Here is a 25,103-nt window from a genome sequence, read left to right on the forward strand (position 1 = left end):
TTCTTCTAATGCTGCGGCTCGGCAGCGGTTTCCTTTTCCGAGTATTCGACGCCGAGCGAGGCGAGCGCCTTCCAGTAACCGGGATAGGTCTTGGCCACGCAGGCCGGATTCTGGATGGCAATGCCGCCGATCTTCAGTGCGGCCAGCGCAAAGCTCATGGCGATGCGGTGGTCGGCGAAAGTATCGATGGAGGCCTTGACCGTCTGGCCCGCAAGCGAGGGATCGGAATGCACAATCAAGTCGTCGCCTTCCTCATGCGCCAGACCATCGCGGATTTCGTTGAGGCCGAGTGAGACGGCGCGGATTCGGTCGCATTCCTTGACGCGCAGATTGGCGATGCCGACGAAACGCACCGGCGTTTCATTAAAGGCGGCGAGAACCGCAATGGTGGGAATGGCATCCTGCATCTGCGAACCGTCGATTTCGGCGGGCAGATGCGGAAATTGCGCCATGACCTCATGGGCCTTGGCATCCGGCTGGGTGAACTTGTCGGCCGGCGTACCGATATCGATGGCGCCGCCGGTCAAAAGCTCAGCGCCCCAGAGATAGGTGGCGGCCGAGGCATCCGGCTCGATATGGAAATCGGTCGCCGTGTAGCCGGTCGGATGCACGCGCCAGATGGCGTTGCTGACCCGCTCCACCTTTGCGCCGAAGGCTTCCATGGCCGATGTGGTGAGATCGATATAGCCCTTCGCGCCGATATCCTCACCTTTGAGGATGATATCGACAGGCTTGTCGCCGCAGGCGGCGGCCATCAGAAGTGCGGACACATACTGGCTGGAAAGGTTGGCGTCGATCGTGACGCTGCCCTTCGGGAAGCCAGTACCCTTACCGCAGACGGTGACGGGCGGGCAGCCGGTCGGCGCCTCCGCCTCAACGCCGAGGGAGCGCAGGGCTTCCACCAGCGGCATGATCGGGCGTTTGCGCATATGCTCGTCGCCATCGATGATGACGGCGCCATCCACAAGGGCGGCAGCGGCGGTGAGAAAGCGGGTGGCGGTGCCGGCATTGCCGAGGAAAAGCGGCTTTTCCGGCTGATGCAACACACCTGAACTCTCCGCCACGAAGGTGGTGGCGTCAGGCTCGGTTACCTTGACACCCATCTCACGCAGCGCTTCTGCCATGTAAAGCGTATCGTCGCTTTTCAGCGCGCCCGTGAGACGGCTTTTGCCCTTGGCGAGCCCGGCCAGCAGAAGTGCACGGTTGGTAATGGATTTGGAACCGGGCGGCTCCACCTTGCCGGAAAGCGGGTGGCCGGGCGGGGTGATGGTCAGTTCGATCATGATCGTCGTCTTGTCAAAGAATGCGGCGCAAAGCCGGGCTATCGGAATATCGGCGGGAATTTGTGAGCCGGTGCTTAGAACTTCACCGTCGGCACGGCGCGGTCGGCCGGGTTGTCGATCTCGAAATAGGGCGCCTTGGCAAAACCGAACTGCCCCGCCACGAGATTGGACGGGAAGCTCTCCACCTTGACGTTAAGATCGCGCGCAGCGCCATTGTAATAACGGCGCGACATCTGGATCTCGCTTTCGATGGTTTCGAGCGAGCGCTGCAATTCCAGAAAGTTCGTATTGGCTTTCAGATCGGGATAGGCTTCGGCGAGCGCAAAGAGCTTGCCGAGCGCCTGTGACAGCAGTCCTTCCGCCTGGGCGCGACCTTCAACGTCTCCCGCCGGTACGGCCTGCGCGCGGTTGCGCAGGTTGATCACCTCCTCGAAGGTGCTCTTTTCATGGGCCGCGTAACCCTTCACGGTCTCGATGAGGTTGGGGATGAGATCAGCGCGGCGCTTCAGCTGCACGTCGATGCCCGACCACGCCTCTTCCTTCATCTGCCGCGCCTTGACGAGACCGTTATAGATGAAGACGACATAAAGCGCGATCGCCGCGATGATTGCCAGCGTGATGAACATTCCCTACCCCTCCTCAAGAGGTGCGGACACCAGAACGGTGTCCGCACGTTAGACTGTTGCCCCGCCTTACATAAAGGTTCAGGCGGCCCTGTTCCAGTTCAGCCCGCCTGCATCCGTCAGCAGGAAGGCTTCGCCGCAGGCTTTTGCCAGCGTGCGCACGCGCAGGATATAGCTTTGACGTTCCGTTACCGAAATCACGCCGCGCGCATCCAGAAGGTTGAAGACGTGGCTGGCCTTGATGCACTGGTCATAGGCCGGGAACACGCATTTGTGCAGGCGCTGATTATCGTTGTCACCGGGCGCACCGGCAGCGAGAAGCGCCTGGCATTCCTTTTCGGCGTCGATGAAATGGCGATGCAGCATGGCCGTATCGGCGAATTCGAAGTTGTGGCGGGAATATTCCTGCTCGGCCTGCAGGAAGACGTCGCCATAGGAAATCTTCTCTTCGCCCTCGCGGCCGTTGAAGTTCAGGTCGTAGACATTGTCGACGCCCTGGACATACATGGCGAGGCGTTCCAGACCATAGGTCAGTTCGCCCGCGACCGGCGAGCATTCGATGCCGCAGACCTGCTGGAAGTAGGTGAACTGCGAGACTTCCATGCCATCGCACCAGCATTCCCAGCCAAGGCCCCAGGCACCGAGCGTCGGGCTTTCCCAGTCGTCTTCGACGAAACGCACATCGTGCAGCAGCGGATCGAGGCCGATGGCCTTCAGCGAACCGAGATAGAGTTCCTGCAGGTTTGAAGGGTTGGGCTTCAGGATGACCTGATACTGGTAATAATGCTGCAGACGGTTGGGGTTTTCCCCATAACGGCCGTCCGACGGGCGGCGCGAGGGCTGCACATAAGCGGCCTTCCACGGCTTCGGCCCAAGTGCGCGCAGCGTGGTTGCCGGATGGAACGTACCCGCGCCCACTTCCATGTCGTAAGGCTGCAGCACCGCGCAGCCCTTGTCGGCCCAGTAATTATGGAGCGTCAGGATCAGTGCCTGAAAGGAACGCTTCGGGTTCATATGGTCGGGAACATCGGTCATTGCAGTCATCGCGGCGTTAGGAGGATAAGTAAGCATTGACTTACTTCGGATGCGGACTGGTGCCACGGCATGGCCTGAGGGTCAAGGTTTTATGCGAAGCGGCGATCAGCCCACGGCCTCGGCACGTTGACCACCGATGCCACGGTCTGCGAATTTCCTGAGAAGCCTGATCACCGGTTTTTCAAACAGGAGATGTGCTGCAACCGAGACAGCCAATGCAGCAAAAGCGACCACGATCCCCGCCGCGGGGCCCGGCGCGATGATCTTGTAGACCACGGAAATAACCAGCCCGTGAAGGAGATAAAGCGCATAGGAGGCGTCCCCGATGATTTCAAAGGGCTTCAGCCACGCGATGGGCCAGCCACCCGCTCTTTCGATCCACACACAGCCCGCCACCAGCAGAACGGCTGGCACGCCCCAGCTCGCGATGCGCAGAAGGCCGGATTGCTCACCGATACCGGCCGCGAAAGCGAAGCCGACAAAAGAAAGCACGAGGGCCGCAGCGCCGCTGCGCACGCCCGCAAAGGCAATCTGCGACAGGACAAGACCGGCGAGGAATTCCAGCAGCAGCGGCGAGGCCCAGATCTGCATGAAGGGAGACTGCCAGTCCGCCAGTTGCCCCAGGCAGACCATGCCCGTCAGGACAATGATCGTCACGGAAATGGGCGCGCGCAGTGCAAGACCCAACGCAAAAACGAGATAAAAGAACATCTCCATATTCAACGTCCAGCCCACCATCACGAGAGGCGTGACCTGGCCCGAAGCATCCGCATAAGGGATGAACAGCAAAGATTTCCAGAGATGGTCCATGGTAAAGGTGAATGTGGAAAACACGCCTGCCAGCGCGCCAAGGCACATGAGCAATGTAACGGCCCAGTAGAGCGGCACGATACGGAAAAGCCGATGACGCAGGAATTTGGTGGGTGTCGCCTTATCGCCGACCATGCCCATCACAAATCCCGATATTACGAAAAACACATCCACCCCGGCGGCGCCTATCGTCAGAGGAGCCCCGACAATGTGAAAAAACATGACGGAAAGCGCGGCGACCGCCCGCAAAAACTGAATGGAATGAACTTTTCGCAAAACTACTCCGTCCGGCTGCGCAATGCGAGACTTCAGCCGGCTTAGGCCGAAGCAAAGCAGATCACCCTAAAATTTGTGGATCACTAATCGCACAATCGGAACGAAAATACTCGGCGAATTTCAGGGCTGTCCCGAAAAGCTGATTTTTGGGTTAACCCCCAATCCTTCAGGACTGGCAAACGAGATTGTCCGGGATGACTGCGCCTTACGCCTCATCCTCACGCTTCACGCGGTACTCCCCCGTCTCGGGATCCTTGATCAGCGTGCCGATCGCTCCGGTCTCTCGTTCCTTCTCGCGCTGTTTCGATTTTGCCGAGAGCTTTTCCGCATCGCGAACGAAGCGGCGGTAGAGGATGATGGCCCCCACCACCAGAAGAATGATTGTAATAAGCTGCGCCATAAGGCTTTATTCCCGCGACATCATAGACCGAAACGCGACCACAATGCCTTTTCTTCGGCGACCTCCGCAAGACCCGCGACGGCGCCCGCCGCCAGCTTTGGCGTGTCGAGGCCAAACGCAGCATTCACACCAGGTACTTTTTTACCGAACAAAGTGCGCCCGCCGCTGACGAGCTGGAGCTTGACCTTTTCACCATAACGGCGGCGCAGAACCTCGCGCATGTCACCCAGCCCATCGATCAAGCCAAGGTCGAGGCCACGCATGCCGGTCCAGAACAGACCGGAGAAGATCGCCTCGTCGCCCTTTAGCTTGGAGCCGCGGCGCATCTTGACCATATCAATGAAAACATTGTGGATTTCGACCTGAAGCGACTTCAGGTAATCGATGTCGCCTTCCTTTTCCGGCTGGAAGGGATCGAGAATGACCTTGTTCTCGCCGGCCGTATAAACGCGCCGCTCCACACCGATCTTCTTCAACATTTCCGGAAAACCGAAGCCGCCGGAGACGACGCCGATCGAACCGACGATTGAGGTGGGGTCGGCGATGATCTCGTCGCCGGCAAGAGCGATCATATAGCCGCCCGAGGCCGCGACGTCCTCCACGAAGATGAGGACTTTCTTGTCCTTTTCCTCGGCAAGCTGGCGGATACGGTTATAGATCATCCGCGCCTGCACCGGCGAACCACCGGGCGAATTGAGCGAAATGGCGACGGCCGGAGCATCCTTGACGGCGAAGGCCTTTTCGAGAAGCGGCGCATAGGAAGCGAGATTGAGGGCGGGGCGGAACTGGTTGCCGCCGGCCATGATCGCGCCATGCATGCGCACCACGGGAATGACGAGCTCTTTTTTACGAAAGCGTTTCGGCACAAGAAGCTTCAGCAAACCCACCAATCAATCCTCACAGCAATGACTTCATCGACACGGATGTATGTATCGCCGGGCAAAACACAATGGCATGCGGCTAGCGTCACGGTGATTTTATAAGCCGGGTCTGATTGCCCTTACATTACGGGAATAGGCCGCACGACCATTGTTGAGGTCATCAACAAAGGGGGTGAAGGCGTGGCTGCCGGTCTCATGCATGATGAGCGGTGCGCGGAAGGACAGCCGTGCGCGCGATCCCTTGATGGCGGTTACGAGCATACGTACCGCATCCTCGCCGGGACGCGGATGGATGAGGGTGATTTCGATACCGCCGAACCGGCTGCCGCAGGCAGCAATGATCTCCGCCACTGATTGCGGCCTCGAAATCAGGGAAAGCTGCCCGCCCGGGATCATGATCGCACCCGCGGTCCTGATCCAGTCTTCGAACAGGCCGTCCGTCATCGCGTGGGCCTCGGCCTTCAGAGCATCCGGCGTGCGGCGGTCGCCCACATCATTATAGGGCGGGTTCATGATGACGTGATGGAAATGATCGTCGGGCAAACCCGCTTCCACACGGGCTTTCGCGCGCAGCGTCACATCCGCTTCGCGCACCTCGACGCGGGCCGAAAAGACTGCATTGTCAAGCAGTTCCAGACTGCGGCGGGCAAATTGCGCCATTTCCGGCGAGCGCTCATAGAGCGTCACCCTGGCCTTTTCGAGCCGCGCCGCAACCGCCATGCCGGCGGCACCGGCACCGGCACCCAGATCGGCAATCCGGCAGGGGCGGTCATCCGCCACCAGCGAAGCCAGAAGCATGGCGTCCATGCCGGCCCGATGCCCCCTGCCCTTCGGCTGGATGATATGAAACCGGCCCCGATGAAAGGCATCGATCGTTTCGGAAATGCCGTCGTCCATCGTCGTTCAAGCCTCTTCGTTGCGCAACTCGTCGCCGAGCCCGGCATCGGTGAGGATACGGCGGGCCTGAGCCGCCCGATCTTCCTCTACCAGAAACCGGCGGGGCAAAAGGCCGAGAGATCCCTCCAGAATGCTCATTGCCTGATCGGCAATGAGGCAATGGATGCCGGCGTCCTTCATCAGGCTTTCGGCGAAGGAGAGCAGCACGGCATCGTTGGTACGGATCAGTTCACGCATGGATAGACCTTAAATTCCCATCTTTTTGAATGGCTAGCGGCAATTCGCCCCTTGCCGCGCAAGGCGTCAGTTTTTATTGTCGAATTCAAATTCGAACTGGAGTCCTGTCCCTTGGGCGTCGTCATACCGCTTGAAGAAAGCAAAAACAAACTCGCATCCGTCAAGCCGCTTGTCGACCTGACCCGCCCCGACATGGAACGGGTGAACCAGCTTATCCTTTCCAAGGCCGGTTCCGACGTGCAGATGATACCCGAGGTGGCCAACCACCTCATCTCGTCCGGCGGCAAGCGCCTGCGGCCGATGCTGACGCTCGCCTCGGCCTCGATGTTCGGTTACGAGGGCGACAACCACATCAAGCTCGCCACCAGCGTGGAGTTCATGCACACGGCGACGCTTCTGCATGACGACGTGGTGGATGAAAGCGATCTGCGTCGCGGAAAATCCACCGCACGCACCATCTGGGGTAACCAGGCAAGCGTTCTCGTCGGCGACTTCCTGCTTGGCCAGGCTTTCCGCATGATGGTGGATGTCGGCTCTCTCGATGCCCTCGACGTGCTCTCCACCGCCGCCTCGGTCATCGCCGAGGGTGAGGTGCTGCAGCTTTCGGTCGCCAAGAACATGGAAACGACCGAGGACGATTATCTTCAGGTGATTCGCGCCAAGACGGCTGCCCTCTTCGCCGCCGCCGCCGAAGTCGGCCCCATCGTCGCCAAGACCGACAAGGCGACCCGCAGTGCACTGAAGTCCTATGGCATGAATCTCGGCCTCGCCTTCCAGCTGGTCGATGACGTCTTGGACTATGGCGGCAAGTCGGCTGATCTCGGCAAGAACACGGGCGACGATTTCCGCGAAGGCAAGATCACTCTGCCGGTCATCCTGTCCTATCGCCGCGGCACGCAGGATGAGCGCGCTTTCTGGCGCAATGCCATCGAAAATGGCGAGAGCAGCGACGAGAACCTCGAAAAGGCGCTCGGCCTGATCACAAAATATAACGGCCTCGGCGATACGATAGGCCGTGCAACGCATTATGGCACCATTGCCCGCGATGCGCTTGCACCGTTGCCGCAGAGCCCCTGGAAAAATGCGCTTCTGGAAGTGATCGACTTCTGCATCGAGCGTCTGAACTGACGCCGCAGGCCAGGCGAAAGGCGGATGGAACACAGCATCCGCCCGAGGTTGCGGGCCTGACTCTCCGCGAGGCGTGATTGTGGCCGGGGCCATAATTTCTTGCGGGGTTGCTTCAAAAAAGCCATTCTGTAGTGACCAAACAATGGAAACTGATTTTTCCGTGCTTCTGCACAAAGGCAAAGGTTCCCTCATGCGGCGTAAACCAGCACTCCGTCTTCTCTGCAGCGCGGCTCTTGCCGCCGCTCTCGCAATCGGCGCGGGTGCAAGCCCCGGCTTTGCGGAGACGAAGGCGACACCGGAAGACAAGGCCGTTACGTTCGACCCCGGCAAGGTCAACACCTTCTCCGGCGCCTTCCTCGCCGGACGCAATGCCGATGTCGATCAGGATTATCCCACCGCAATTTCGCTCTACAAGAAGGCGCTGGAATTCGACCCTGCCAACTCGGAAATCCGCCAGCGGCTGATGATCGCCGAACTTCTGAGCGGCAACTTCGAAGCCGGCGCCAAGATTGCCGATTCGATGAAGGACGATACCTCGGTGGAACGCGTCACGACCATCGTGCGTGGCCTCGACGCCATCAAGGACAAGGAATTCGCCAAGGCCGAGAAAATCCTGAAATATTCCGGCCCGAACGATCTGGACCGCATGGTCAACACGCTTCTGACCGCCTGGGCGCGCGCGGGTTCCGGCAAGCCGAAGGAGGCTCTGGCGCTCGTCAACAACATGAAGGGTCCGGGCTGGATTTCGATCTTCCAGAAATACAATGCGGCAGCCATCGCGCTTGTTTCCGGCAACACCGAGGCCGCCCGCAAGAGCCTGAACGAAGCGGTAACCGACCGCGAAGGCGGAGCAACCGCCTCCGATACCTATATGCGCGCAGTGATGGCGCTCGCAAGGTTGGAGGCTTCCGCCGGCAACAAGCAGAAAGCGCTGGATGCGATCGCGGTCGGCGACACTTTCGCGCCGAATTACGCACCGCTGAAAGCGCTCCGCCAGTCCATCGAAAAGGGTGAGAAGCCGGAGCAGCAGATCACCAATGCCGTGGAGGGCGCCGCCAGCGTCATGTTCTCCATCGCCGGTGCGTTGAACCGCGAAGGCGCCGAAGAGATCGTCACGCTTTATCTGCAGACGTCGCGCGCGCTCGATCCGAAGAGCCCGGATACGCTCATTCTTCTCGGCGGACTTGCAGAAGCCATGAAGAAGCCGGAACGTGCCATCGCCTTCTATCGCGAAGTGCCGAAGGACTCGCCGATGTATCGCATCTCCGAGCTGCAGCTCGGACTGACGCTGGCGCAGACCGAAAAGGTGGAAGAGGCACGCAAACACCTCAAGTCGCTCCTCGAATCCGACCCCAAGGATATTCGTTCCTACCTCGCCTATGGCAGCGTGCTGTCCGATGCCAAGGACTACAAGGCCATGGCGGAGAATTACGACAAGGCCGTTGAAGTGATCGGCGCCGTGCCGCAGAAATCCGACTGGACGGTGTTTTTCCAGCGCGGCATCGCCTACGAGCGCCTGAAGCAATGGGACAAGGCCGAACCGAATTTCAAGCGGGCGCTGGAGCTGAACCCCGAGCAGCCGCAGGTACTGAACTATCTGGGTTATTCCTGGGTGGACAAGGGCATCAATCTCGATGAAGGCATGAAGATGATCAGTCGTGCCGTCGAGCTTCGTCCGAATGACGGCTATATCGTCGATTCGCTCGGCTGGGCGCATTATCGCCTCGGCGATTTCGACGATGCCGTGACCGAACTGGAGCGGGCAATCGAACTCAAGGCCGGTGATCCCACCATCAACGACCATCTGGGCGATGCCTATTGGCGCGTCGGCCGCAAGATCGAGGCGGTCTATCAGTGGAACCGCGCATTGATCGGCGACAGCGACGACGTGGACAAGGCCAAGGTGAAGGAAAAGATCGCCAACGGCCTGCCGCCAGTCGAGAAGGATGCCGAGAATACGGCCAAGAAGGACGTCGCGCCGCAGCCGCCGGCTCCTCCGGCCCCGGCGACCCCTGCTCCGGACAAGAAATCCTGACGCCACATGGCGATGCAGGGAATTTCCGGGGCGGCCGAGACAGTCGAGGCGGCCCCGGCCAAGGTTAATCTGGCACTCCACGTTACCGGGCAGCGGGCGGATGGCTACCATCTGCTTGAATCGCTGGTGGTGTTTACCGAAGCCGGCGACACGATCCATATCCAAGACGCCGATGTCGACAGCTTCTCCATCTCAGGACCGTTTGGCGATCTTCTACACGCCGGCGATGGCGGCGATAACCTCGTTACCCGGGCCAGAGATTTGCTGCGCAACGCGCTCGCATCAATGGGTCAACCAGCGCCCCCGGTCGCCATTCATCTTGAAAAGAATCTGCCCGTTGCATCAGGTATAGGGGGCGGCTCGGCGGATGCGGCGGCAACGCTGCGGGCGCTTCTGCGCCACTGGCGTGCCGGGATGACAGCGGATAGGATTTCGTCGATAGCGCTGAGGCTCGGTGCGGATGTGCCTATGTGTCTTGAAAGCCGATCGCTGATCGCGCGCGGCATCGGCGAGGACATCGAACCGGTCAATGACCTGCCGGAACTGTTTCTGGTGCTGGCCAACCCGCTGAAAGCGGTCTCGACGCCGGAGATTTTCCGGCGATTGCAGAACAAGGCCAACCCGCCTTTGCCGACGCCAGCCAAGGTTGGCGAGGTGACAATCGGCTGGATGGATTTTCTCGCGGGAAGTCGCAACGATCTGCAACCGCCGGCCCAGGCGCTTCTGCCTGACATCGGCGAGATCATCGGGTTGCTGTCTGAGCAGGGCGCCACCCTTGTGCGCATGTCCGGTTCGGGGGCAACCTGTTTCGGGATTTTTCATTCCTTCGATGCCGCCCAAAACGCGGAAACATCGCTTCGGAAGAAGCGCCCAGGCTGGTATTTTCAGGCAACGCGGACCATTTGAGGGCCGGATATTTCGAGGACAAAGCCATGGCAGGCGATAGACCCTTCATTCCCCTTGGCATTGCGGTTCTGACCGTTTCGGACAGCCGCACGCTGGAGAATGACAAGTCCGGCGATACGCTGGTCGCAAGGCTGGAGGAGGCAGGCCACAGGCTCGCCGCCCGCGCCATCGTGCCTGACGACAAGGCGGCGATCGCAGACACGGTGTGCGAATGGACGCTCACTGACGGCGTGGATGTGGTCATCACGACAGGCGGCACCGGCTTTACCGGCCGCGATGTGACACCCGAGGCGCTGGAACCGCTGTTCGAAAAGCGCATGGACGGGTTTTCGGCGCTGTTCCATCGCATTTCCTACGACAAGATCGGCACCGCCACCATCCAGTCACGCGCGACCGGTGGTGTGACGAATGCGACCTTCATCTTCGTGCTGCCGGGATCACCGGGGGCTTGCAAGGATGCGTGGGATGGCATCCTCAAGGCGCAACTCGATTATCGTCATCTGCCGTGTAATTTCGTGGAAATCATGCCGCGGCTGGATGAGCATTTGAAGCGTGGAGCTGGTGGGGTTTAGGGTCGGATTCAGGGTTGTTGGACCGAGATGCGTGGGGTTCACCCCCCTCTGCCCTGCCGGGCATCTCCCCCACAGGTGGGGAGATCGGCAAGGAGCGCTTTCGCAGCTCAATCCTCAAACATCGAGATGGCCGAGACATCGCCGCAGATCGATCTCCCCACCTGTGGGGGAGATGCCCGGCAGGGCAGAGGGGGGTGAACCCTACGCACCTTCGGTCCATTGTCAGTTGCCAAACCTGTCCGCCTCCCCCACCGGCGAGAAGAACAGCTGCCCGCTCAAAACCCATCACCCCAGATACTTCCTGAAAAACTCCACCGTCCGCCCCCAGGCGAGATCAGCAGCCGCCTTGTCATAGCGCGCCGCGGAGGTATCGTTGTTAAAGGCATGGTTGACGCCGTCATAGACGAAAATCTCGAAGGTCTTGCCGTTTTCCTCCAGCGCCTTCTTGTAAGCATCGATGCCGGCATTGATGCGCTCGTCGAGACCGGCATAATGCAAAAGCAGCGGTGCCTTTATGGCCGGCACATCGGCCGCCGGGACCTGCTGACCGTAATAGGCGACGCCGGCATTCAGACCTTCCGACTTGGTGGCGAAACGGTTGACCAGCCCGCCGCCCCAGCAGAAACCGATGGCGCCGACCTTGCCATTCGCCCCTTGCCTTGCCGCAAGCCAGACCCGCCCCGCTTCGGCATTGGCGACAGTTGCATCCATGTCGAGACCACTGAACATCTGCCGCGCCTTCTCCTCATCAGCGGGCGTACCACCCTGCGGCGAGAGGAAATCGACCGCGAGCGCCCGAAATCCGGCGAGCGCCACGCGTCTGGCCACATCACGGATATGGTCGTTGAGGCCGCGGTTCTCGTGAATGACGATGACGGAACCGATGGGGCCGGACGCCGATTTCGGCGTGACGAGATAACCCTTCATCTCGCCGCCGGGCGCCGGATAGGTCACGTCTTCCGCAACAATGCCAGCATCGTCAGGCGCGACGATGGCGGCGCGGGCGCTGTTGGCGGAAAGAAGGGGCGCAATTGCCGCCGCCGCCGCGCCGGAGCCGGCCAGCACGGTGAGCTTTTCCATGAATTTGCGGCGATCAAGGCTGAGATGGGTATACTCATCATAAGCGTCGATCATGGCCTGCGTAATCTTGGGCTTGTCCACCGCTCTATCCTCCTTGGACGCACGGATGCGGGAGGATAACGCAGATCTAAGGGCGGGGAATAAGGCAGTCGGAAGGGGCGCCACACATTTGCGTGAGCGCCGCTTCCGGATTTTCACATCAGGCGGCGAGGTCCACGACGATACGGCCGTCGATCTTGCCCTCTTCCATGCGGTGGAAGATATCGTTGATGTTTTCGAGCTTATCCCACGAGAAGTGAGCCGCCACCTTGCCTTCGCCGGCAAAGGTCAGCGCCTCCTCCAGATCCTGTCGTGTGCCGACGATGGAGCCGCGCACGGTGATGCGCTTCAGCACCGTGTCGAATACCGGAATGGAGATGAAGCCCGGCGGCAGGCCGACAAGCGCCATGGTGCCCTTGGAGCGCAGGAAGCCATAGGCCTGTTCCATGGCCTTCGGCGATACCGCCGTCACCAGCGCACCATGGACACCGCCGGTCGCCTTCTGCACCTGCTCCACGGCGTCTGGCGCACGGCCGTTGACGACGACATCGGCGCCGAGTTTTTTGGCAAGCGCCAGCTTGTCATCGAAGATATCGGCGGCAACAACATGCATGCCCATGGCCTTGGCATATTGCACGGCCATATGGCCAAGCCCGCCAATGCCCGAGATGACCACCCATTCACCGGGCCTGACTTCGGTTTCCTTCAGACCCTTGTAGACGGTGACGCCGGCGCAAAGGACAGGTGCGGCGGGGCCGAAATCGAGATTATCCGGCAGGCGGCCGACGAATTTCGGATCGGCGAGGCCATATTCTGCGAAGCTGCCGTTGACGGAATAACCGGAATTCTTCTGGCTCGGGCATAGCGTTTCCCAGCCCGTACGGCAGGGGATGCAGCATCCGCAGGCCGTATAAAGCCAGGGCGTGCCGGCGCGATCACCTTCCTTGATGCCCGTGACGCCAGCGCCGATCTTTGCGACATAACCGACACCTTCGTGGCCGGGGATGAAAGGCGGGTTGGGTTTGACCGGCCAGTCGCCGGTCGCGGCGTGCAGGTCGGTGTGGCAAATGCCCGTCGCCTTGTAGTTGATGAGAATTTCACCGGGGCCGGGATCCGGTATCGCCACTTCCTCGATGGTCAGCGGTTTTCCAAATGCGCGGACGACTGCCGCTTTCATTGTCTTAGCCATGACATACTCCCTAATCTCTGCTCGCCCGAAATCCTCGACGGCGAGGCAGAGATTAACGGGGATGGGGCATCATGGAATTGACCCATCGCAAATCGCACCATTTTGCAGGCCGGGATTGTCTCACTTATGAAGCAACCTCACGGTGCTGATTTACTCCAGCGCCAACCATATGGCGAGCCATCCCCACAGGCAGACGACCAGCGCAAAACCAATACCAAACAATGCGCCGCGCTGACGCAGGCGGTTGCTGGTGACGTGGACATAGGAATGAGCATAACGCGAAAGCACAAAAAGCCATGCCAGGACAACGGTCACGATATTGTCCGCATCCGTGATGTAGAGCAGCAGGCAGGCGATGTGGAACAGGACCGGCACTTCGAACTGGTTGGCGATGTTGCGGTTCACCAGACGGCTTTCGCGTGCCTCCTCGCCGTGATCCCGGAGGCGGATCGCCGATTCGCGATCCTTGAATGCATATTTGTTGCGCCGAACGATCAGAAGCGCGTAAAGCCAGAAGACCAGAACGACATGGGCGATCATCGGCCAGAACATTGCGGTCGTGGGTGACATGCTTTTCTCCAATCATGAAAACGCTCCCCGATCCGGCATGAATCGGGGAGCGCCAAATAACTAGCGTATCTTTTTACGGATTCGGCTCGAAAGATCAAACCGCGCCGGGGTAGTTCGGGCTTTCGCGGGTGATTGTCACGTCATGGGCGTGGCTTTCGCGCAGGCCAGCGCTGGAAATGCGCACGAAAGTGGCGCGTTCCTGGAAGTCCTTGATGTTGCTGCCGCCAACATAACCCATGGCAGCCTTCAGGCCGCCGGCCAGCTGGTGCAGAACGCCGGAGACCGGGCCCTTATAGGGAACCTGGCCTTCAATGCCTTCAGGCACGAGCTTCAGTGTGTCGCGCACTTCAGCCTGGAAATAACGGTCGGCAGAACCACGCGCCATGGCGCCAACGGAACCCATGCCGCGATAAGCCTTGAAAGACCGGCCCTGATACAGGAATACTTCGCCCGGGCTTTCATCCGTGCCGGCAAGCAGCGAGCCGATCATGACAGCCGAGGCGCCGGCGGCGATCGCCTTGGCCAGATCGCCCGAAAACTTGATGCCGCCATCGGCGATGACGGGGATATCAGCCGCGTTGGCGACTTCAACCGACGACATGATCGCGGCAAGCTGCGGCACGCCGACGCCGGCGACGATGCGGGTAGTGCAGATGGAGCCGGGGCCGATACCGACCTTGACGGCGTCCGCGCCGGCATCGATCAGAGCCTTGGTGCCGTCGGCAGTGGCGACATTACCGGCGATGATGCGAACCGAGTTCGACATCTTCTTGACCTGAGAGACGGCATCCAGCACGCGCTGCGAATGGCCGTGCGCGGTATCGACAACCAGAAGGTCGACGCCGGCATCTATGAGGCGCTCGGCGCGCTCGATGGCGTCAGCACCAACGCTGATGGCGGCAGCGGCGCGAAGGCGGCCCTGCGCATCCTTGGTGGCATTGGGGTTCAGCTGCGACTTCTCAATGTCCTTGACGGTGATGAGGCCGACGCAATTGCCCTTGGCGTCCACCACGAGCAGCTTTTCAATGCGGTGCTTGTGCAAGAGGCGGCGTGCTTCCTGCTGATCGACGCTGCTTTCCTTGACCGTGACCAGGTTTTCGCGGGTCATCAGTTCGTAAATCTTCTGCTGCGGATCGGAGGCGAAGCGCACGTCGCGGTTGGTCAGAATGCCGACCAGACGGCCGTTCTTGTGGCCGCCGGAACCGCCGTTTTCAACCACCGGAATACCCGAAATGCCATGCGCCTTCATCAACGCCTGTGCTTCTGCAAGCGTCGCATCCGGGCCGATGGTGACGGGGTTGACGACCATGCCGCTTTCGAACTTCTTCACCTGCCGGACTTCTTCGGCCTGTTCGATGGGGGTCAGGTTGCGGTGGATGACGCCGATGCCGCCGGCCTGGGCCATGGCAATGGCGAGGCGACCTTCGGTGACCGTATCCATGGCGGAGGAGAGGATAGGCAGGTTGAGATCGATATCGCGGGCGATGCGGGTGGCGATATTCGTCTGTCCCGGCATGACTTCGGAATGTCCGGGCTGCAGCAACACATCGTCAAATGTGAGAGCGTCCAAACCAGTTGGTGTTTGAATGATGCGTGCCATGACCAAATTCCTTCATACTGAAAATGCGTGGCCGCTCCGGAACGAAAAGTTCACCCCGGCGCCGTGCAAGGATTGCTTGGAAGTTGGCGAGGGCTGGTAACACGTTCATGACAGGAAGGGAATAGAAAAAACCCGGAATCGGCTTCCGGGCTTTTCCTGTTGCTGCATTGCAGCAGATATCAGATATCAAACTGGTAAGATTTCGGCACGAAACGATAGCCCGTATCCAGCTTCTCTGCGTAACCGACAGACGGGAAAGGCATATGGTAGCCGAGGAAGGGCAGCCGGTCGGTGGCAATCATGTCGAAGACCTTCTTGCGGGTCGCAGCGGCTGCCGTTTTGTCCATGTCGAACTTAACCTCCCAGTCAGGTCTCTGCAGCGACAGGACGAAATGATTGGCCGTATCCGCCGTCAGGATCAGCTGCTTGCCTTCCGATTCGACACGGAAAATCATGTGCCCCGGCGAATGGCCGAAGGCTGCGATGCCTGTGATGCCAGACACCACATCTTGACCGTCGCCGATGAAGGTCGCCTTTTCGGCCAGCGGCTTCACGTTGGCGAGAACACCCTTGTGACCGCCCTCTGCCGGCGTGCCGACGCGCTTTTCATCCGTCCAGAAATCATATTCCGTCTGGCCGAAAACATAACGTGCCTTGGAAAAGGCCGGTGCGCCCTTCTCCATCAGGCCGCCGATATGGTCGCCATGCATGTGGGTCAGCACCACCACTGTCACATCTTCAGGTGCGTAACCGGCGGCTGCCATGCCCTCGATCAGGCGACCATTGCCCGCACCGCGCCCGGCCTCACCGAAACCGGTGTCGAACAGCACGAGGTCGGACCCTGTATTGACGAGGACGGGGGAGAAGGAATTGACGAACTGGTCCGTCGGCAGAAAATTGTCTTCCAGCAATTTACCGACCGTCTCAGCCGACTGGTTTGTGCCGAATGTCTCGCCGGGATTGGGGGCCGCGCGCGCGCCATCCTTCACCACCAGCACTTCGAAATTACCGAGCTTGAAGCGGTTGGTTTCGGGCGGCATGGCGTGCTCTATCTCCATCGAGGTCTGCGGCTGGTTGGTCTGGGCATTTGCGCTGCGCGCCATCAAAAACGGCGCGCCGAGAACGCTTGCGCCGGCCGCACCGATGAGGCCGCGTCTGCTCATGTTCAAGGATTGGGTCATCATCTTGTCTCCGATATCGCCAACTGGCCGTGATTGCCAACTGAACTCACCCAACGGACAATAGAGCGAGATAGTTGCAAGGAAACCGGCCTCACGCAGGTTTGATCGGAACATCAGAAATTGGTAATTAACGTGTTGGCAAGCCCGCCTATCAGGCGTAGGACGGACGGCGATATCCCTTGTCGCAGCGGAAAGCCGCAGGCAGCCTCATGAACCGCATCATTCCCCTCATCCTGGCAGTCGCTCTCTTTATGGAGCAGATGGACTCCACCGTCATCGCCACCTCGCTTCCGGCAATTGCCGCAGACCTTCATGTCGGCCCGATTACGCTCAAGCTGGCTTTAACGGCCTACATGGTGGCTCTGGCGATTTTCATTCCGATCAGCGGCTGGATGGCCGACAAATACGGCGCGAAGAAAATCTTCCGTTTCGCCATTGGCGTCTTCGTCGTGGGGTCGATCTGCTGCGCGGTCTCGTCTTCGGTGTTCGAATTCGTACTCTCGCGTTTCCTGCAGGGTATGGGCGGAGCGATGATGACACCCGTGGGCCGCCTCGTGCTCTTGCGCACGACGAAGCGCAGCGAACTCGTCTCCGCCATGGCGCTGCTGACAATACCGGGGCTCGTGGGGCCGCTGACCGGTCCACCCATCGGCGGTTTCATCACCACCTATTTTTCATGGCACTGGATCTTCCTGATCAATGTGCCGATCGGCATCATCGGCATCTGGCTTTCGACGATCTTCCTGCCGGAAATCGAAACCACCAACCCGCCGCCAATGGACGGAAAGGGTTTCGTGCTGTCCGGCATCGCCGCCTCCGGCGTGGTGTTCGGCCTCTCCGTCGTCAGCCTGCCTGCGCTCCCGCCAGCCATCGGCATCGCGTCGACCATCATCGGTTTCATCTGCGGTTTTCTTTATATGCGCCACGCTGCGCGCCACCCCGCCCCCATTCTGGACTTTCGAATTTTCCAGAATGCGACCTTCCGGGCCGCCTCCGTCGGCGGCACCATCTTCCGCATCTCCACGGGCGCCATTCCCTTCCTGATGCCGCTGATGCTGCAGATCGGTTTCGGATTGAACCCGTTCCAGTCGGGCATGATAACTTTCGCCGGCGCCATCGGGGCGATCACCACCAAGTTCATGGCCAAGCGGGTGTTTGCGGCAACCGGATTTCGCTCGACGCTGATCGGCGCGGGCATCGTCGGCGCGTTCACGACGCTCGCCAACAGTTTCTTCACGCCGGAAACGCCATACCCGTTGATCATGATCTTTCTTGTGACGGCCGGATTTGCCCGGTCCTTCTTCTTTACCGGATCGAACGCGCTCAGCTATTCCGATATCGAGGACAGTCAGGCGAGCCAGGCAACGTCCATGGCCTCCGTGCTGCAACAAATCAGCCTGGCGCTCGGCGTTGCATTCGCCGCTTCCATTCTGGAAGTCAGCAGCATGATGTCGGGCACGCATCTGCAGCTCGCCGATTTCCACATCGCCTTCACCATCGTCGCGCTCGTATCGCTCTTCGCCATCGTGCCGATCATCCGCATGGACGCACAGGCGGGTGCGGCCGTTTCCGGCCACCGCGGCAAGGTCTCGCAACCGGCGGAGTAATCAGTCTTTCGAGGCCTCTTCGGCTTCAGATGCACCCGCCGCCTCGGTCTTGCGGCCCTTGAAGTGTTTGGCAAGCAGGAACATTTCCACCGATTCCGAGCGTGACGACGCCGGCTTGATGTGGAGAACCTGCTTGAAGTTCTTCTTCAGCATATCCAGCAGCTGCTTTTCCGTGCCGCCCTGGAAGGTCTTGGCAAGGAAATGGCCACCTTCCGCAAGCACCTGAACGGCAAAATCGGCCGCGACTTCGCACAGATGCATGGTGCGGATGTGGTCGGTTTTCTGGTGCCCGGTGGTGGGTGCTGCCATGTCCGACAAAACAAGATCGGGCGTGCCACCAACGGCCTCCATCAGCTTTTCCGGCGCGCTCGGGTCGAGGAAGTCGAGCTGCAGAATTTTCACGCCGGGAATGGGATCGATCTCGAGGAAATCGATCGCTGCAACGCGGATATCGTCCTCGGTCGAATCCGTCACCTTGGCGGCGATCTGCGACCAGCTTCCGGGGGCGGCGCCAAGGTCGATGATGCGGGTTGCCCCTTTCAAGATCTGGTGCTTGTCGTTGATTTCCAACAGCTTGAAGGCGGCGCGGGCGCGATAGCCTTCCAGCTTGGCGCGCTGCACATAGGGGTCATTGATATGACGTTCGAGCCAGCGGCGCGACGAGGCCTTGAGCTTGGTCTTCTTGACCTTCTGGCCGATCTTGCGGCCGGTGCGATTGGTGCTTGTTGGCGCCTTGCTCATGTCAAACCTTCCGTCCTGTCCTGCCGTACCATCTGCATGCGCCTTATGCGGTTGCGCCGCCATGCGCCGTCATCCGCCATCATATCCGTCAGCAGGCCTTCGCGCAGACCGCGATCCGCCACGCGCATTCGGCGCGCCGGCCAGCGGCGGCGAATGGCCTCGAGAATCGCGCAGCCGGCGAGAACCAGATCGGCCCGGTCAGGCCCGATGCAGGCATTGGCGGCGCGGCCGGCGAAATCCCATGCCAGCAACTTGTCCTGCATCGCCGTCACCTCGGCATCGGAAAGCCAGAGACCATCCACCTTGCGGCGATCATATCGCGGCAGATCGAGATGAACGCCCGCAAGTGTCGTCACCGTGCCTGATGTGCCGATGAGGTGAAAATCCTCGTGATGCGTTTGCGGCGCGAGCGGCGGGCAATGGAAGGCGTCGAGCAGACCTTCGACTTCCCGCACCATCGCAGCAAAAACGTCGGGCGTCACATCACGGCCGCCATGGCGTTCGGAAAGCGTGACAACGCCGACGGGCAGCGAGGTCCAGTGGGTGATGTGGTTGGCAAGCCGGTTCGAGCGATTCTCCCCGACCTTGATGACGGCGATCTCCGACGATCCGCCGCCGATATCGAACAGCACGACGGAACGCGCTTCACGGCCGACGAGGGAGGCGCAGCCCGAAACCGCAAGGCGGGCTTCCGTCTCGCGGCTGATGATTTCGAGTTTAAGCCCCGTTTCCCGCGTAACACGCGCCAGAAACTCCTCGCCATTCGACGCAGCGCGGCAAGCCTCGGTGGCGATGAGCCGCATGCGCCGGATCGGGCGGCCGGAGAGTTTTGCGGCGCAGACCTTGAGTGCTTCAACCGCGCGGTCCATCGCATCATCGGAAAGCCGGCCGCTCGATACCAGCCCTTCACCCAGCCGCACGATGCGCGAAAACGCATCGACCACCCGGAACTGGCCGGGCCGCGTCGGCTGCGCAATCAGCAGGCGGCAATTGTTGGTGCCGAGATCAAGCGCGGCATACATATCCGCCGGCGCGTCCGGGCCATGCTCGTGCTGCCGCCCTGGGTGACGGGCTGATGTTTCCGATTGCTGCCGATGCTGGTCCTGAACGGAGCCGCCGGCGCGACCGTTCTGCTTGCCAACGTGTTTCGGTGCATGGCTGGGGACAAGCGGGCGGCCCTGCGGATCACGTCCGCGCGGATCGCGATGCCCGCGTTTGCGGTTACGCGACTTTCGCCCGCCACCGGGTGGTACGGAGGATGGATTGGCCGGGTCAATTGCAGCTGAAGCCTGCACCTGTACAGGGGAAGCCGCAGATGCAGGCTGAGACGCACCCTTGCCTCGAGAACGCCTGCGACGTTTTCTCTTGCGCGGCTCAGCATCCGGCTCGAGCGCCGATACATAGGAGGAACCGGCCGGAACATCCGCGGCAACATCATGCAACAACACAGAGGCGTCACGGGGCTTACCGTCACGCTTGTGTTTCTTGCCACGACGGGAACGCTTCGCTTTCCCTTTGTTTGCCACCGACGCCCCTTGTTCCGACGGCTTTGGGCCGTTTCCGGGGTCGATCACTGTATTGTCCATTTCGCCGCGCACAAGCGTAGACGCTATGCTGCAGGCTTTCATAAGGTTTCGTTGGGCAGACAATACCAGCGCAAGAGATTTTAGCCAAATGGTTTTTGCCGGACTGAAACCGCAGGGCCACTGACACGACCGCGCGCCGTGTGACCGCAAAGATTATTTTCCGGGAAAACGGGATATCTGACCAGCGGTGGAAGAGACTTTCCCCTCTCCCGGTAAGTCCTTGTGACATATAAACTTACTGGGAGAGGGGAATGGTACGGTTGAGTGGGGTCGAACCACCGACCTCAGGTGCCACAAACCTGCGCTCTAACCAACTGAGCTACAACCGCACATCAAACGCCAAAGCGGCGCCACGGGGGGTCACATAAAAGGTGTTTTTCCCATTTGCAAGTCCCTATCCGAATTTTGCGAAAAAAGGCAGCGAAAGGCAAGCGCTTTTCCAGCGCGGGCTGACACCGGAAAGCCGGCATTGAGGCTGTTGATGTTAACTCTATTTGGCGATTCATAAGCCGGGCGGTGGACCCGGCGACCCTGTGAAGTTATTTAAAATTCTGTTAACGTGATGCCTCGGCGGGTTTACGTTTCGGTTTCATGAGGAAGCCGGGAGCCCGCAAGGTCCGGTAGTGCCAGAATAGGTTTCGACATGCCCGCCGTCCAGTATCCCTTTATCGATATCGCAGTGCATGAACGGGTGCGTGAAGGTTTCGGGCGCGGTGAAGCGATGGCTTTGTTCTCGCTCGATCTTGGACATGTTCTATGGGCCAATGGACGCGGCGCTGCCCTGTTTGGCACGCCGATGGTTTATGACTTTCTGGAACAGGGGCCGAAGCGGCAGGATGTGACATTCCGCCAACTGGCGGCCACGGCGGCGCGGCTTTCAAAGACCGGCGACAGCCTGCCCTTCACGATCCGCATCACCTCCGGTTTCCGCAGCATTGCCGCGACTGCGCGCGCGGAGATCATTGAGGCCGAGCCCGGCCAAACCGCGATACTCTTTTCTGCCCGCGCCGATCAGGCCGAGCCCGACATGGTGGAATGCGCCCGGCGCATGATCGAAGGTTTCGACGACCCCGATATCCATATGGCAGTCACCGATGGCGACAACCGGATCGTTGCCGCCTCGCCCGGCTTCTCTACACTCGGCATCACCCCGCATACGGCCAGAACACTGGTCGGAATGGCGGCGCGCCAATCGGGGCATCTCGTCAAACGCCCGGTACCCACCGGAAAGGGTTATCTGCCCGCAGCCGCCGGCCAAATCACCACCACGCCCGAACTCAACCTGATCTTCGTCGTCGAAACCGCACTGGGCACACTCGACCCCGATGGTTTTGCCGAGGACAAGCCGCAGGACGTCCCGGTCGCCGAACCTGCGTCGCCGGTTGCAGAGACGGCGCCTGTTGTCGCAACGGCTGCCTCTTTCGACGCCGTTCTCGATGCTGTTGCAGACATCGAAGAGGTGGAAGACCCGCAGGAGCAGCCGTCCGACGCGGAGGAAGAAGCGGTATCCGGACAGGATGAAGACAGGCTTATGCCCTTTGCGGAAGAGAAGCCGGAGGCCCCCGCAGCGCTTTTCACGCAGGACGCCGATGCGGCTGCGGACGTGGCGATGACTGACGACATTGCCGATCTTTTTGAACTGGATGAGGATGAGGCGGAGGCGCCCTTCACCAAGAAGACGGACGACGAACCCGCCGAAGAGGCTCTCGATGCGGAGAGTTTCGTCGCAAAGGACGAGATAACCGAAAACGCGGCATCCCCGGTTGCGCCACCGGCGGACGAGGATGCTGCAATCGAGACCGCAGCAGTCGAACAGGCCCAGCCTTTTGCCTTCAACGCCGGCGCCCGCGCATCCCGTTTCGTCTGGAAAATCGACGCTGAAGGACGGTTCAGCTCCATCTCTCATGAATTTGCCGAGGCCGTGGGTGCCAGGGCGGCTGCGGTGGAAGGCATGGGCTTTGCCGACGTTGCGGCCCTGTTCAATCTCGATCCCGACGGCAAGATCCGTGAGCTTCTAGGCCGCCGCGACACGTGGTCGGGCAAGACAATCCATTGGCCGGTGGAAGGCACATCGCTGATGGTGCCGATCGATCTCGCCGCCCTGCCTACCTATACCCGCTCACGGGAATTTGACGGTTTTCGCGGTTTCGGCATCGTGCGCCTGGCCGACGCCACAGAGGACCCGCACGCCATCGGCCTTACCTTCTTGAAGGGCGAAGAGTCTGATCCGGCGGAGGCTTCTCCGGAGCCAACCGTCGACAGCACGAGCCATGAATTGCTGGCCTTCATCGATGAGGATGACGATGCGGAGGACACTCCCGGATCGGCTACTGACGATGAAATCCCGGCCGCGGAGGTCGGAGCGGCAGACGATGCAGCGGACGACGTTTCGACCGACGAACAGCATCATGATTATACCCCGCCCGAATTCGAAGCCCCGGCAACTGCACCGGAACCGTCTTCCTCCGACAAGATCGTTCGTCTGGAAGAGCGCCGTTCGCGCTCCCGCGAAGGCCTGACCGCCGGTGAGCAGGCCGCCTTCCGCGAGATCGGCCGTGCCCTGGCGCCAGCGGATACTGCTTTCGAAGACGGCCGGGAAACGGATGCGGAAACCGTTTCCATCGATTTGGACATGCATGATATCCAACAGGACGTGGATGCGGATGCGCCTGACAGCGCACCTTCCGAGACTGACCTCAAGGCCACGGCGCCAGCGCAGGACGACGATCTTTTTGCCGACTATGTTCGGGGTGAACAGCCTGGGGCCGTCAGCGAACCCGTAGCGGAAAGCGGTTCGGACGAAATGCAGCAGCAGGCCATCGCCGAAGAGCGGCCGGTTGCCGAAGTCGCAGCAGCAATGGTCAGTCCTGTACCTCGCCCCGCCGACGCGCTGACGGCCGAGACGCTGGACCAGATGCCCGTTGCCCTTCTCGTGCATGCCGGCGACAGGCTGATCCACGCCAATCCGGATTTCCTGCGGCTGACGGGCTATGACTCTCTCGCCGAACTCGAAGAAGTGGGTGGGCTGGAAGCCCTGCTGCAGAGGCAGGAGCTCGAAGACATGCCTGACAATGAAGGCGGCATGGTGGTTGTCAGCGCCGAAAACGATATCATTCCTGTCAAAGCGCGGCTGCAATCCATCCGCTGGGAAGAGACGAAGGCGCTGATGCTTTCTCTCGTTCCGCTGGAAGAAAAGGCAGCGCCGGTTGCCGCCGCCAACGAAAACACCGCGGCGCAGAGCGCGCAAGCCGGCAGCATCTCCCTGCTTCAGGGCGAAGTCGAGGAACTGCACTCCATTCTTGAAACGGCCACCGACGGCGTGGTGCTTTTGGGCGACGAAGGCGAAATCCGCTCCCTCAACCGCTCGGCCAGCGCGCTGTTCAACTATGACAATGGCGAAATTGCCGGCAAGCCTTTTGTCACGCTCTTTGCCCATGAGAGCCAGCGCGCCGTGCTGGACTATCTCTCCGGCCTCGCCAATAACGGTGTTGCGAGCGTGCTGAACGATGGCCGCGAAGTGATCGGCCGCGAAGCATCCGGCGGTTTCCTGCCGCTATTCATGACCATCGGGCGGCTCAAATCCTCGCATGGCTATTGCGCCGTGATCCGCGACATCACCCAGTGGAAGCGCACCGAAGAAGAACTGCGCAACGCCAAGCGCGCGGCGGAAACCGCCAATGCGCACAAGACCGACTTCCTGGCGCGCGTGAGCCACGAAATCCGCACGCCGCTCAACGCCATCATCGGCTTTGCGGACATGATGGCGACCGAACGTTTCGGGCCGATCGGCCATCCGCGTTATGTTGAATACGCCAATGATATCGGCCGTTCCGGCCGGCATGTGCTCGATATCGTCAATGATCTCCTCGATATATCCAAGATCGAGGCGGGGCAGATGGATGTCGACTTCATCGCCGTCCCGCTCAACGAAACGGTGGCCGAAGCGGTCTCGCTGGTGCAGCCGCAGGCAAACAACCAGCGCGTCATCATCCGCACGGCGCTTGCGCAATCCGTGCCGCAGATCGTCGCCGACCTGCGATCGATCAAGCAGATCGTGCTCAACATCCTGTCGAACGCCATTCGCTTCACCCCGTCAGGCGGGCAGATCGTTGTATCCACCGCCTATGAGGCCAATGGCAGCGTGTCGCTTCGCATCCGCGACACCGGTATCGGCATGACGCGGGCGGAACTGGAACAGGCGATGAAGCCGTTCCGGCAGGTGGCTTCTTCCGGCAAACGTGTACGCGGTGACGGCACCGGGCTCGGCCTGCCGTTGACCAAGGCCATGGTGGACGCCAACCGGGCGAATTTCTCCATCACCTCGACACCCAACGAAGGCACGCTGGTGGAAATCACCTTTCCGTCACAGCGGGTCCTTGCCAACTGAGGTCATGCGGGCGTAGCAATGCGAAAGCCGCCGGCTGGAG

General features: G+C 60.5%; 21 protein-coding genes and 1 tRNA gene. 6 read left to right on the forward strand and 16 right to left on the reverse strand.

The features are described from left to right. Nucleotides 1–5: 5 nt before the first annotated feature. The 8 genes from aroA to WA845_RS02235 form a co-directional block, all read right to left on the reverse strand. The gene (gene aroA, locus WA845_RS02200; RefSeq protein ID WP_112555788.1) at nt 6–1,283 is read right to left on the reverse strand and encodes a 3-phosphoshikimate 1-carboxyvinyltransferase; all 1,278 of its coding nucleotides are present in this window, start codon (nt 1,281–1,283) and stop codon (nt 6–8) included. 74 nt (nt 1,284–1,357) lie between these two features. Beyond that, on the reverse strand, nt 1,358–1,909 hold the full coding sequence (locus tag WA845_RS02205; protein WP_006699477.1) for a LemA family protein: 552 nt from the start codon (nt 1,907–1,909) through the stop codon (nt 1,358–1,360). 78 nt (nt 1,910–1,987) lie between these two features. Next, nucleotides 1,988–2,950 carry a glycine--tRNA ligase subunit alpha gene (locus tag WA845_RS02210; protein ID WP_020813609.1) on the reverse strand — a complete coding sequence of 321 codons (963 nt, stop codon included), beginning with the start codon at nt 2,948–2,950 and terminating at the stop codon, nt 1,988–1,990. Between the two features lie 96 nt (nt 2,951–3,046). After that, nucleotides 3,047–4,027 (reverse strand): acyltransferase family protein, encoded by a 981-nt coding sequence (locus WA845_RS02215; RefSeq protein WP_112555790.1) that lies wholly within the window; start codon nt 4,025–4,027, stop codon nt 3,047–3,049. Between the two features lie 205 nt (nt 4,028–4,232). Then, a complete protein-coding gene (locus WA845_RS02220; protein ID WP_004440115.1) occupies nt 4,233–4,427 on the reverse strand; it encodes an NfeD family protein in 195 nt (64 codons plus the stop codon). 20 nt (nt 4,428–4,447) lie between these two features. After that, nucleotides 4,448–5,314 (reverse strand): S49 family peptidase, encoded by an 867-nt coding sequence (locus WA845_RS02225; protein WP_006699473.1) that lies wholly within the window; start codon nt 5,312–5,314, stop codon nt 4,448–4,450. 90 nt (nt 5,315–5,404) lie between these two features. Then, nucleotides 5,405–6,205 carry a methyltransferase gene (locus WA845_RS02230; protein WP_112555791.1) on the reverse strand — a complete coding sequence of 267 codons (801 nt, stop codon included), beginning with the start codon at nt 6,203–6,205 and terminating at the stop codon, nt 5,405–5,407. 6 nt (nt 6,206–6,211) lie between these two features. After that, entirely contained in the window at nt 6,212–6,442 is a 231-nt protein-coding gene (locus WA845_RS02235; RefSeq protein ID WP_035208944.1) for a putative signal transducing protein, read from the reverse strand. Between the two features lie 111 nt (nt 6,443–6,553). Between WA845_RS02235 and WA845_RS02240 the strand changes: the two genes are divergently transcribed. The 4 genes from WA845_RS02240 to moaB all read left to right on the forward strand — a co-directional run bounded on the left by WA845_RS02240 (nt 6,554) and on the right by moaB (nt 11,083). Continuing rightward, entirely contained in the window at nt 6,554–7,570 is a 1,017-nt protein-coding gene (locus tag WA845_RS02240; RefSeq protein ID WP_004440110.1) for a polyprenyl synthetase family protein, read from the forward strand. Nucleotides 7,571–7,712: 142 nt separating this feature from the next. Continuing rightward, on the forward strand, nt 7,713–9,605 hold the full coding sequence (locus WA845_RS02245) for a tetratricopeptide repeat protein (RefSeq protein ID WP_037090857.1): 1,893 nt from the start codon (nt 7,713–7,715) through the stop codon (nt 9,603–9,605). Nucleotides 9,606–9,611: 6 nt separating this feature from the next. Then, nucleotides 9,612–10,511, forward strand: coding sequence for a 4-(cytidine 5'-diphospho)-2-C-methyl-D-erythritol kinase (locus WA845_RS02250; RefSeq protein WP_337322161.1), 900 nt, complete (start codon nt 9,612–9,614; stop codon nt 10,509–10,511). A 26-nt stretch (nt 10,512–10,537) separates the two neighbouring features. Further along, the gene (gene moaB, locus WA845_RS02255) at nt 10,538–11,083 is read left to right on the forward strand and encodes a molybdenum cofactor biosynthesis protein B (protein ID WP_035209067.1); all 546 of its coding nucleotides are present in this window, start codon (nt 10,538–10,540) and stop codon (nt 11,081–11,083) included. A 285-nt stretch (nt 11,084–11,368) separates the two neighbouring features. Here moaB and WA845_RS02260 read toward each other — a convergent pair whose 3' ends face one another. The 5 genes from WA845_RS02260 to WA845_RS02280 all read right to left on the reverse strand — a co-directional run bounded on the left by WA845_RS02260 (nt 11,369) and on the right by WA845_RS02280 (nt 16,742). Beyond that, on the reverse strand, nt 11,369–12,244 hold the full coding sequence (locus WA845_RS02260) for a dienelactone hydrolase family protein (protein ID WP_112555796.1): 876 nt from the start codon (nt 12,242–12,244) through the stop codon (nt 11,369–11,371). Nucleotides 12,245–12,362: 118 nt separating this feature from the next. Beyond that, the gene (adhP, locus tag WA845_RS02265; protein ID WP_004440101.1) at nt 12,363–13,391 is read right to left on the reverse strand and encodes an alcohol dehydrogenase AdhP; all 1,029 of its coding nucleotides are present in this window, start codon (nt 13,389–13,391) and stop codon (nt 12,363–12,365) included. Nucleotides 13,392–13,541: 150 nt separating this feature from the next. After that, nucleotides 13,542–13,943: an MAPEG family protein gene (locus tag WA845_RS02270; RefSeq protein WP_034496309.1), complete on the reverse strand. Its 402-nt coding sequence runs from the start codon at nt 13,941–13,943 to the stop codon at nt 13,542–13,544. A 112-nt stretch (nt 13,944–14,055) separates the two neighbouring features. Further along, the gene (gene guaB / locus WA845_RS02275; protein WP_112555798.1) at nt 14,056–15,561 is read right to left on the reverse strand and encodes an IMP dehydrogenase; all 1,506 of its coding nucleotides are present in this window, start codon (nt 15,559–15,561) and stop codon (nt 14,056–14,058) included. 179 nt (nt 15,562–15,740) lie between these two features. Continuing rightward, on the reverse strand, nt 15,741–16,742 hold the full coding sequence (locus tag WA845_RS02280) for an MBL fold metallo-hydrolase (RefSeq protein ID WP_162719247.1): 1,002 nt from the start codon (nt 16,740–16,742) through the stop codon (nt 15,741–15,743). Nucleotides 16,743–16,951: 209 nt separating this feature from the next. On the opposite strand from WA845_RS02280, the gene WA845_RS02285 reads away from it, so the two are divergent. Then, a complete protein-coding gene (locus tag WA845_RS02285; RefSeq protein ID WP_022555651.1) occupies nt 16,952–18,349 on the forward strand; it encodes an MDR family MFS transporter in 1,398 nt (465 codons plus the stop codon). Here WA845_RS02285 and WA845_RS02290 read toward each other — a convergent pair whose 3' ends face one another. The 3 genes from WA845_RS02290 to WA845_RS02300 form a co-directional block, all read right to left on the reverse strand. After that, nucleotides 18,350–19,090 carry an RlmE family RNA methyltransferase gene (locus WA845_RS02290; RefSeq protein ID WP_112555802.1) on the reverse strand — a complete coding sequence of 247 codons (741 nt, stop codon included), beginning with the start codon at nt 19,088–19,090 and terminating at the stop codon, nt 18,350–18,352. Next, nucleotides 19,087–20,718, reverse strand: coding sequence for a Ppx/GppA phosphatase family protein (locus WA845_RS02295; RefSeq protein WP_162719248.1), 1,632 nt, complete (start codon nt 20,716–20,718; stop codon nt 19,087–19,089). The genes WA845_RS02290 and WA845_RS02295 overlap by 4 nt, the downstream gene beginning before the upstream one ends. Before the next feature lie 210 nt (nt 20,719–20,928). Beyond that, nucleotides 20,929–21,005, reverse strand: a tRNA-His gene (locus tag WA845_RS02300). A 314-nt stretch (nt 21,006–21,319) separates the two neighbouring features. Between WA845_RS02300 and WA845_RS02305 the strand changes: the two genes are divergently transcribed. Next, nucleotides 21,320–25,063, forward strand: coding sequence for an ATP-binding protein (locus tag WA845_RS02305; protein ID WP_112555806.1), 3,744 nt, complete (start codon nt 21,320–21,322; stop codon nt 25,061–25,063). The last annotated feature ends 40 nt before the right edge of the window (nt 25,064–25,103 follow it).

The organism is Agrobacterium sp. CMT1 (assembly GCF_037203725.1).
Taxonomy (GTDB): Bacteria; Pseudomonadota; Alphaproteobacteria; order Rhizobiales; family Rhizobiaceae; genus Agrobacterium; species Agrobacterium pusense.

Coding starts and splice junctions, on each gene's coding strand:
- aroA (WP_112555788.1), bottom strand. CDS start 1,283: ATGATCGAACTGACCATCACCCCGCCCGGCCACCCGCTTTCCGGCAAG.
- WA845_RS02205 (WP_006699477.1), bottom strand. CDS start 1,909: ATGTTCATCACGCTGGCAATCATCGCGGCGATCGCGCTTTATGTCGTC.
- WA845_RS02210 (WP_020813609.1), bottom strand. CDS start 2,950: ATGACTGCAATGACCGATGTTCCCGACCATATGAACCCGAAGCGTTCC.
- WA845_RS02220 (WP_004440115.1), bottom strand. CDS start 4,427: ATGGCGCAGCTTATTACAATCATTCTTCTGGTGGTGGGGGCCATCATC.
- WA845_RS02230 (WP_112555791.1), bottom strand. CDS start 6,205: ATGGACGACGGCATTTCCGAAACGATCGATGCCTTTCATCGGGGCCGG.
- WA845_RS02235 (WP_035208944.1), bottom strand. CDS start 6,442: ATGCGTGAACTGATCCGTACCAACGATGCCGTGCTGCTCTCCTTCGCC.
- WA845_RS02245 (WP_037090857.1), top strand. CDS start 7,713: ATGGAAACTGATTTTTCCGTGCTTCTGCACAAAGGCAAAGGTTCCCTC.
- WA845_RS02250 (WP_337322161.1), top strand. CDS start 9,612: ATGGCGATGCAGGGAATTTCCGGGGCGGCCGAGACAGTCGAGGCGGCC.
- moaB (WP_035209067.1), top strand. CDS start 10,538: ATGGCAGGCGATAGACCCTTCATTCCCCTTGGCATTGCGGTTCTGACC.
- adhP (WP_004440101.1), bottom strand. CDS start 13,391: ATGGCTAAGACAATGAAAGCGGCAGTCGTCCGCGCATTTGGAAAACCG.
- WA845_RS02270 (WP_034496309.1), bottom strand. CDS start 13,943: ATGTTCTGGCCGATGATCGCCCATGTCGTTCTGGTCTTCTGGCTTTAC.
- guaB (WP_112555798.1), bottom strand. CDS start 15,561: ATGGCACGCATCATTCAAACACCAACTGGTTTGGACGCTCTCACATTT.
- WA845_RS02280 (WP_162719247.1), bottom strand. CDS start 16,742: ATGACCCAATCCTTGAACATGAGCAGACGCGGCCTCATCGGTGCGGCC.
- WA845_RS02285 (WP_022555651.1), top strand. CDS start 16,952: ATGAACCGCATCATTCCCCTCATCCTGGCAGTCGCTCTCTTTATGGAG.
- WA845_RS02290 (WP_112555802.1), bottom strand. CDS start 19,090: ATGAGCAAGGCGCCAACAAGCACCAATCGCACCGGCCGCAAGATCGGC.
- WA845_RS02295 (WP_162719248.1), bottom strand. CDS start 20,718: ATGAAAGCCTGCAGCATAGCGTCTACGCTTGTGCGCGGCGAAATGGAC.
- WA845_RS02305 (WP_112555806.1), top strand. CDS start 21,320: ATGCCCGCCGTCCAGTATCCCTTTATCGATATCGCAGTGCATGAACGG.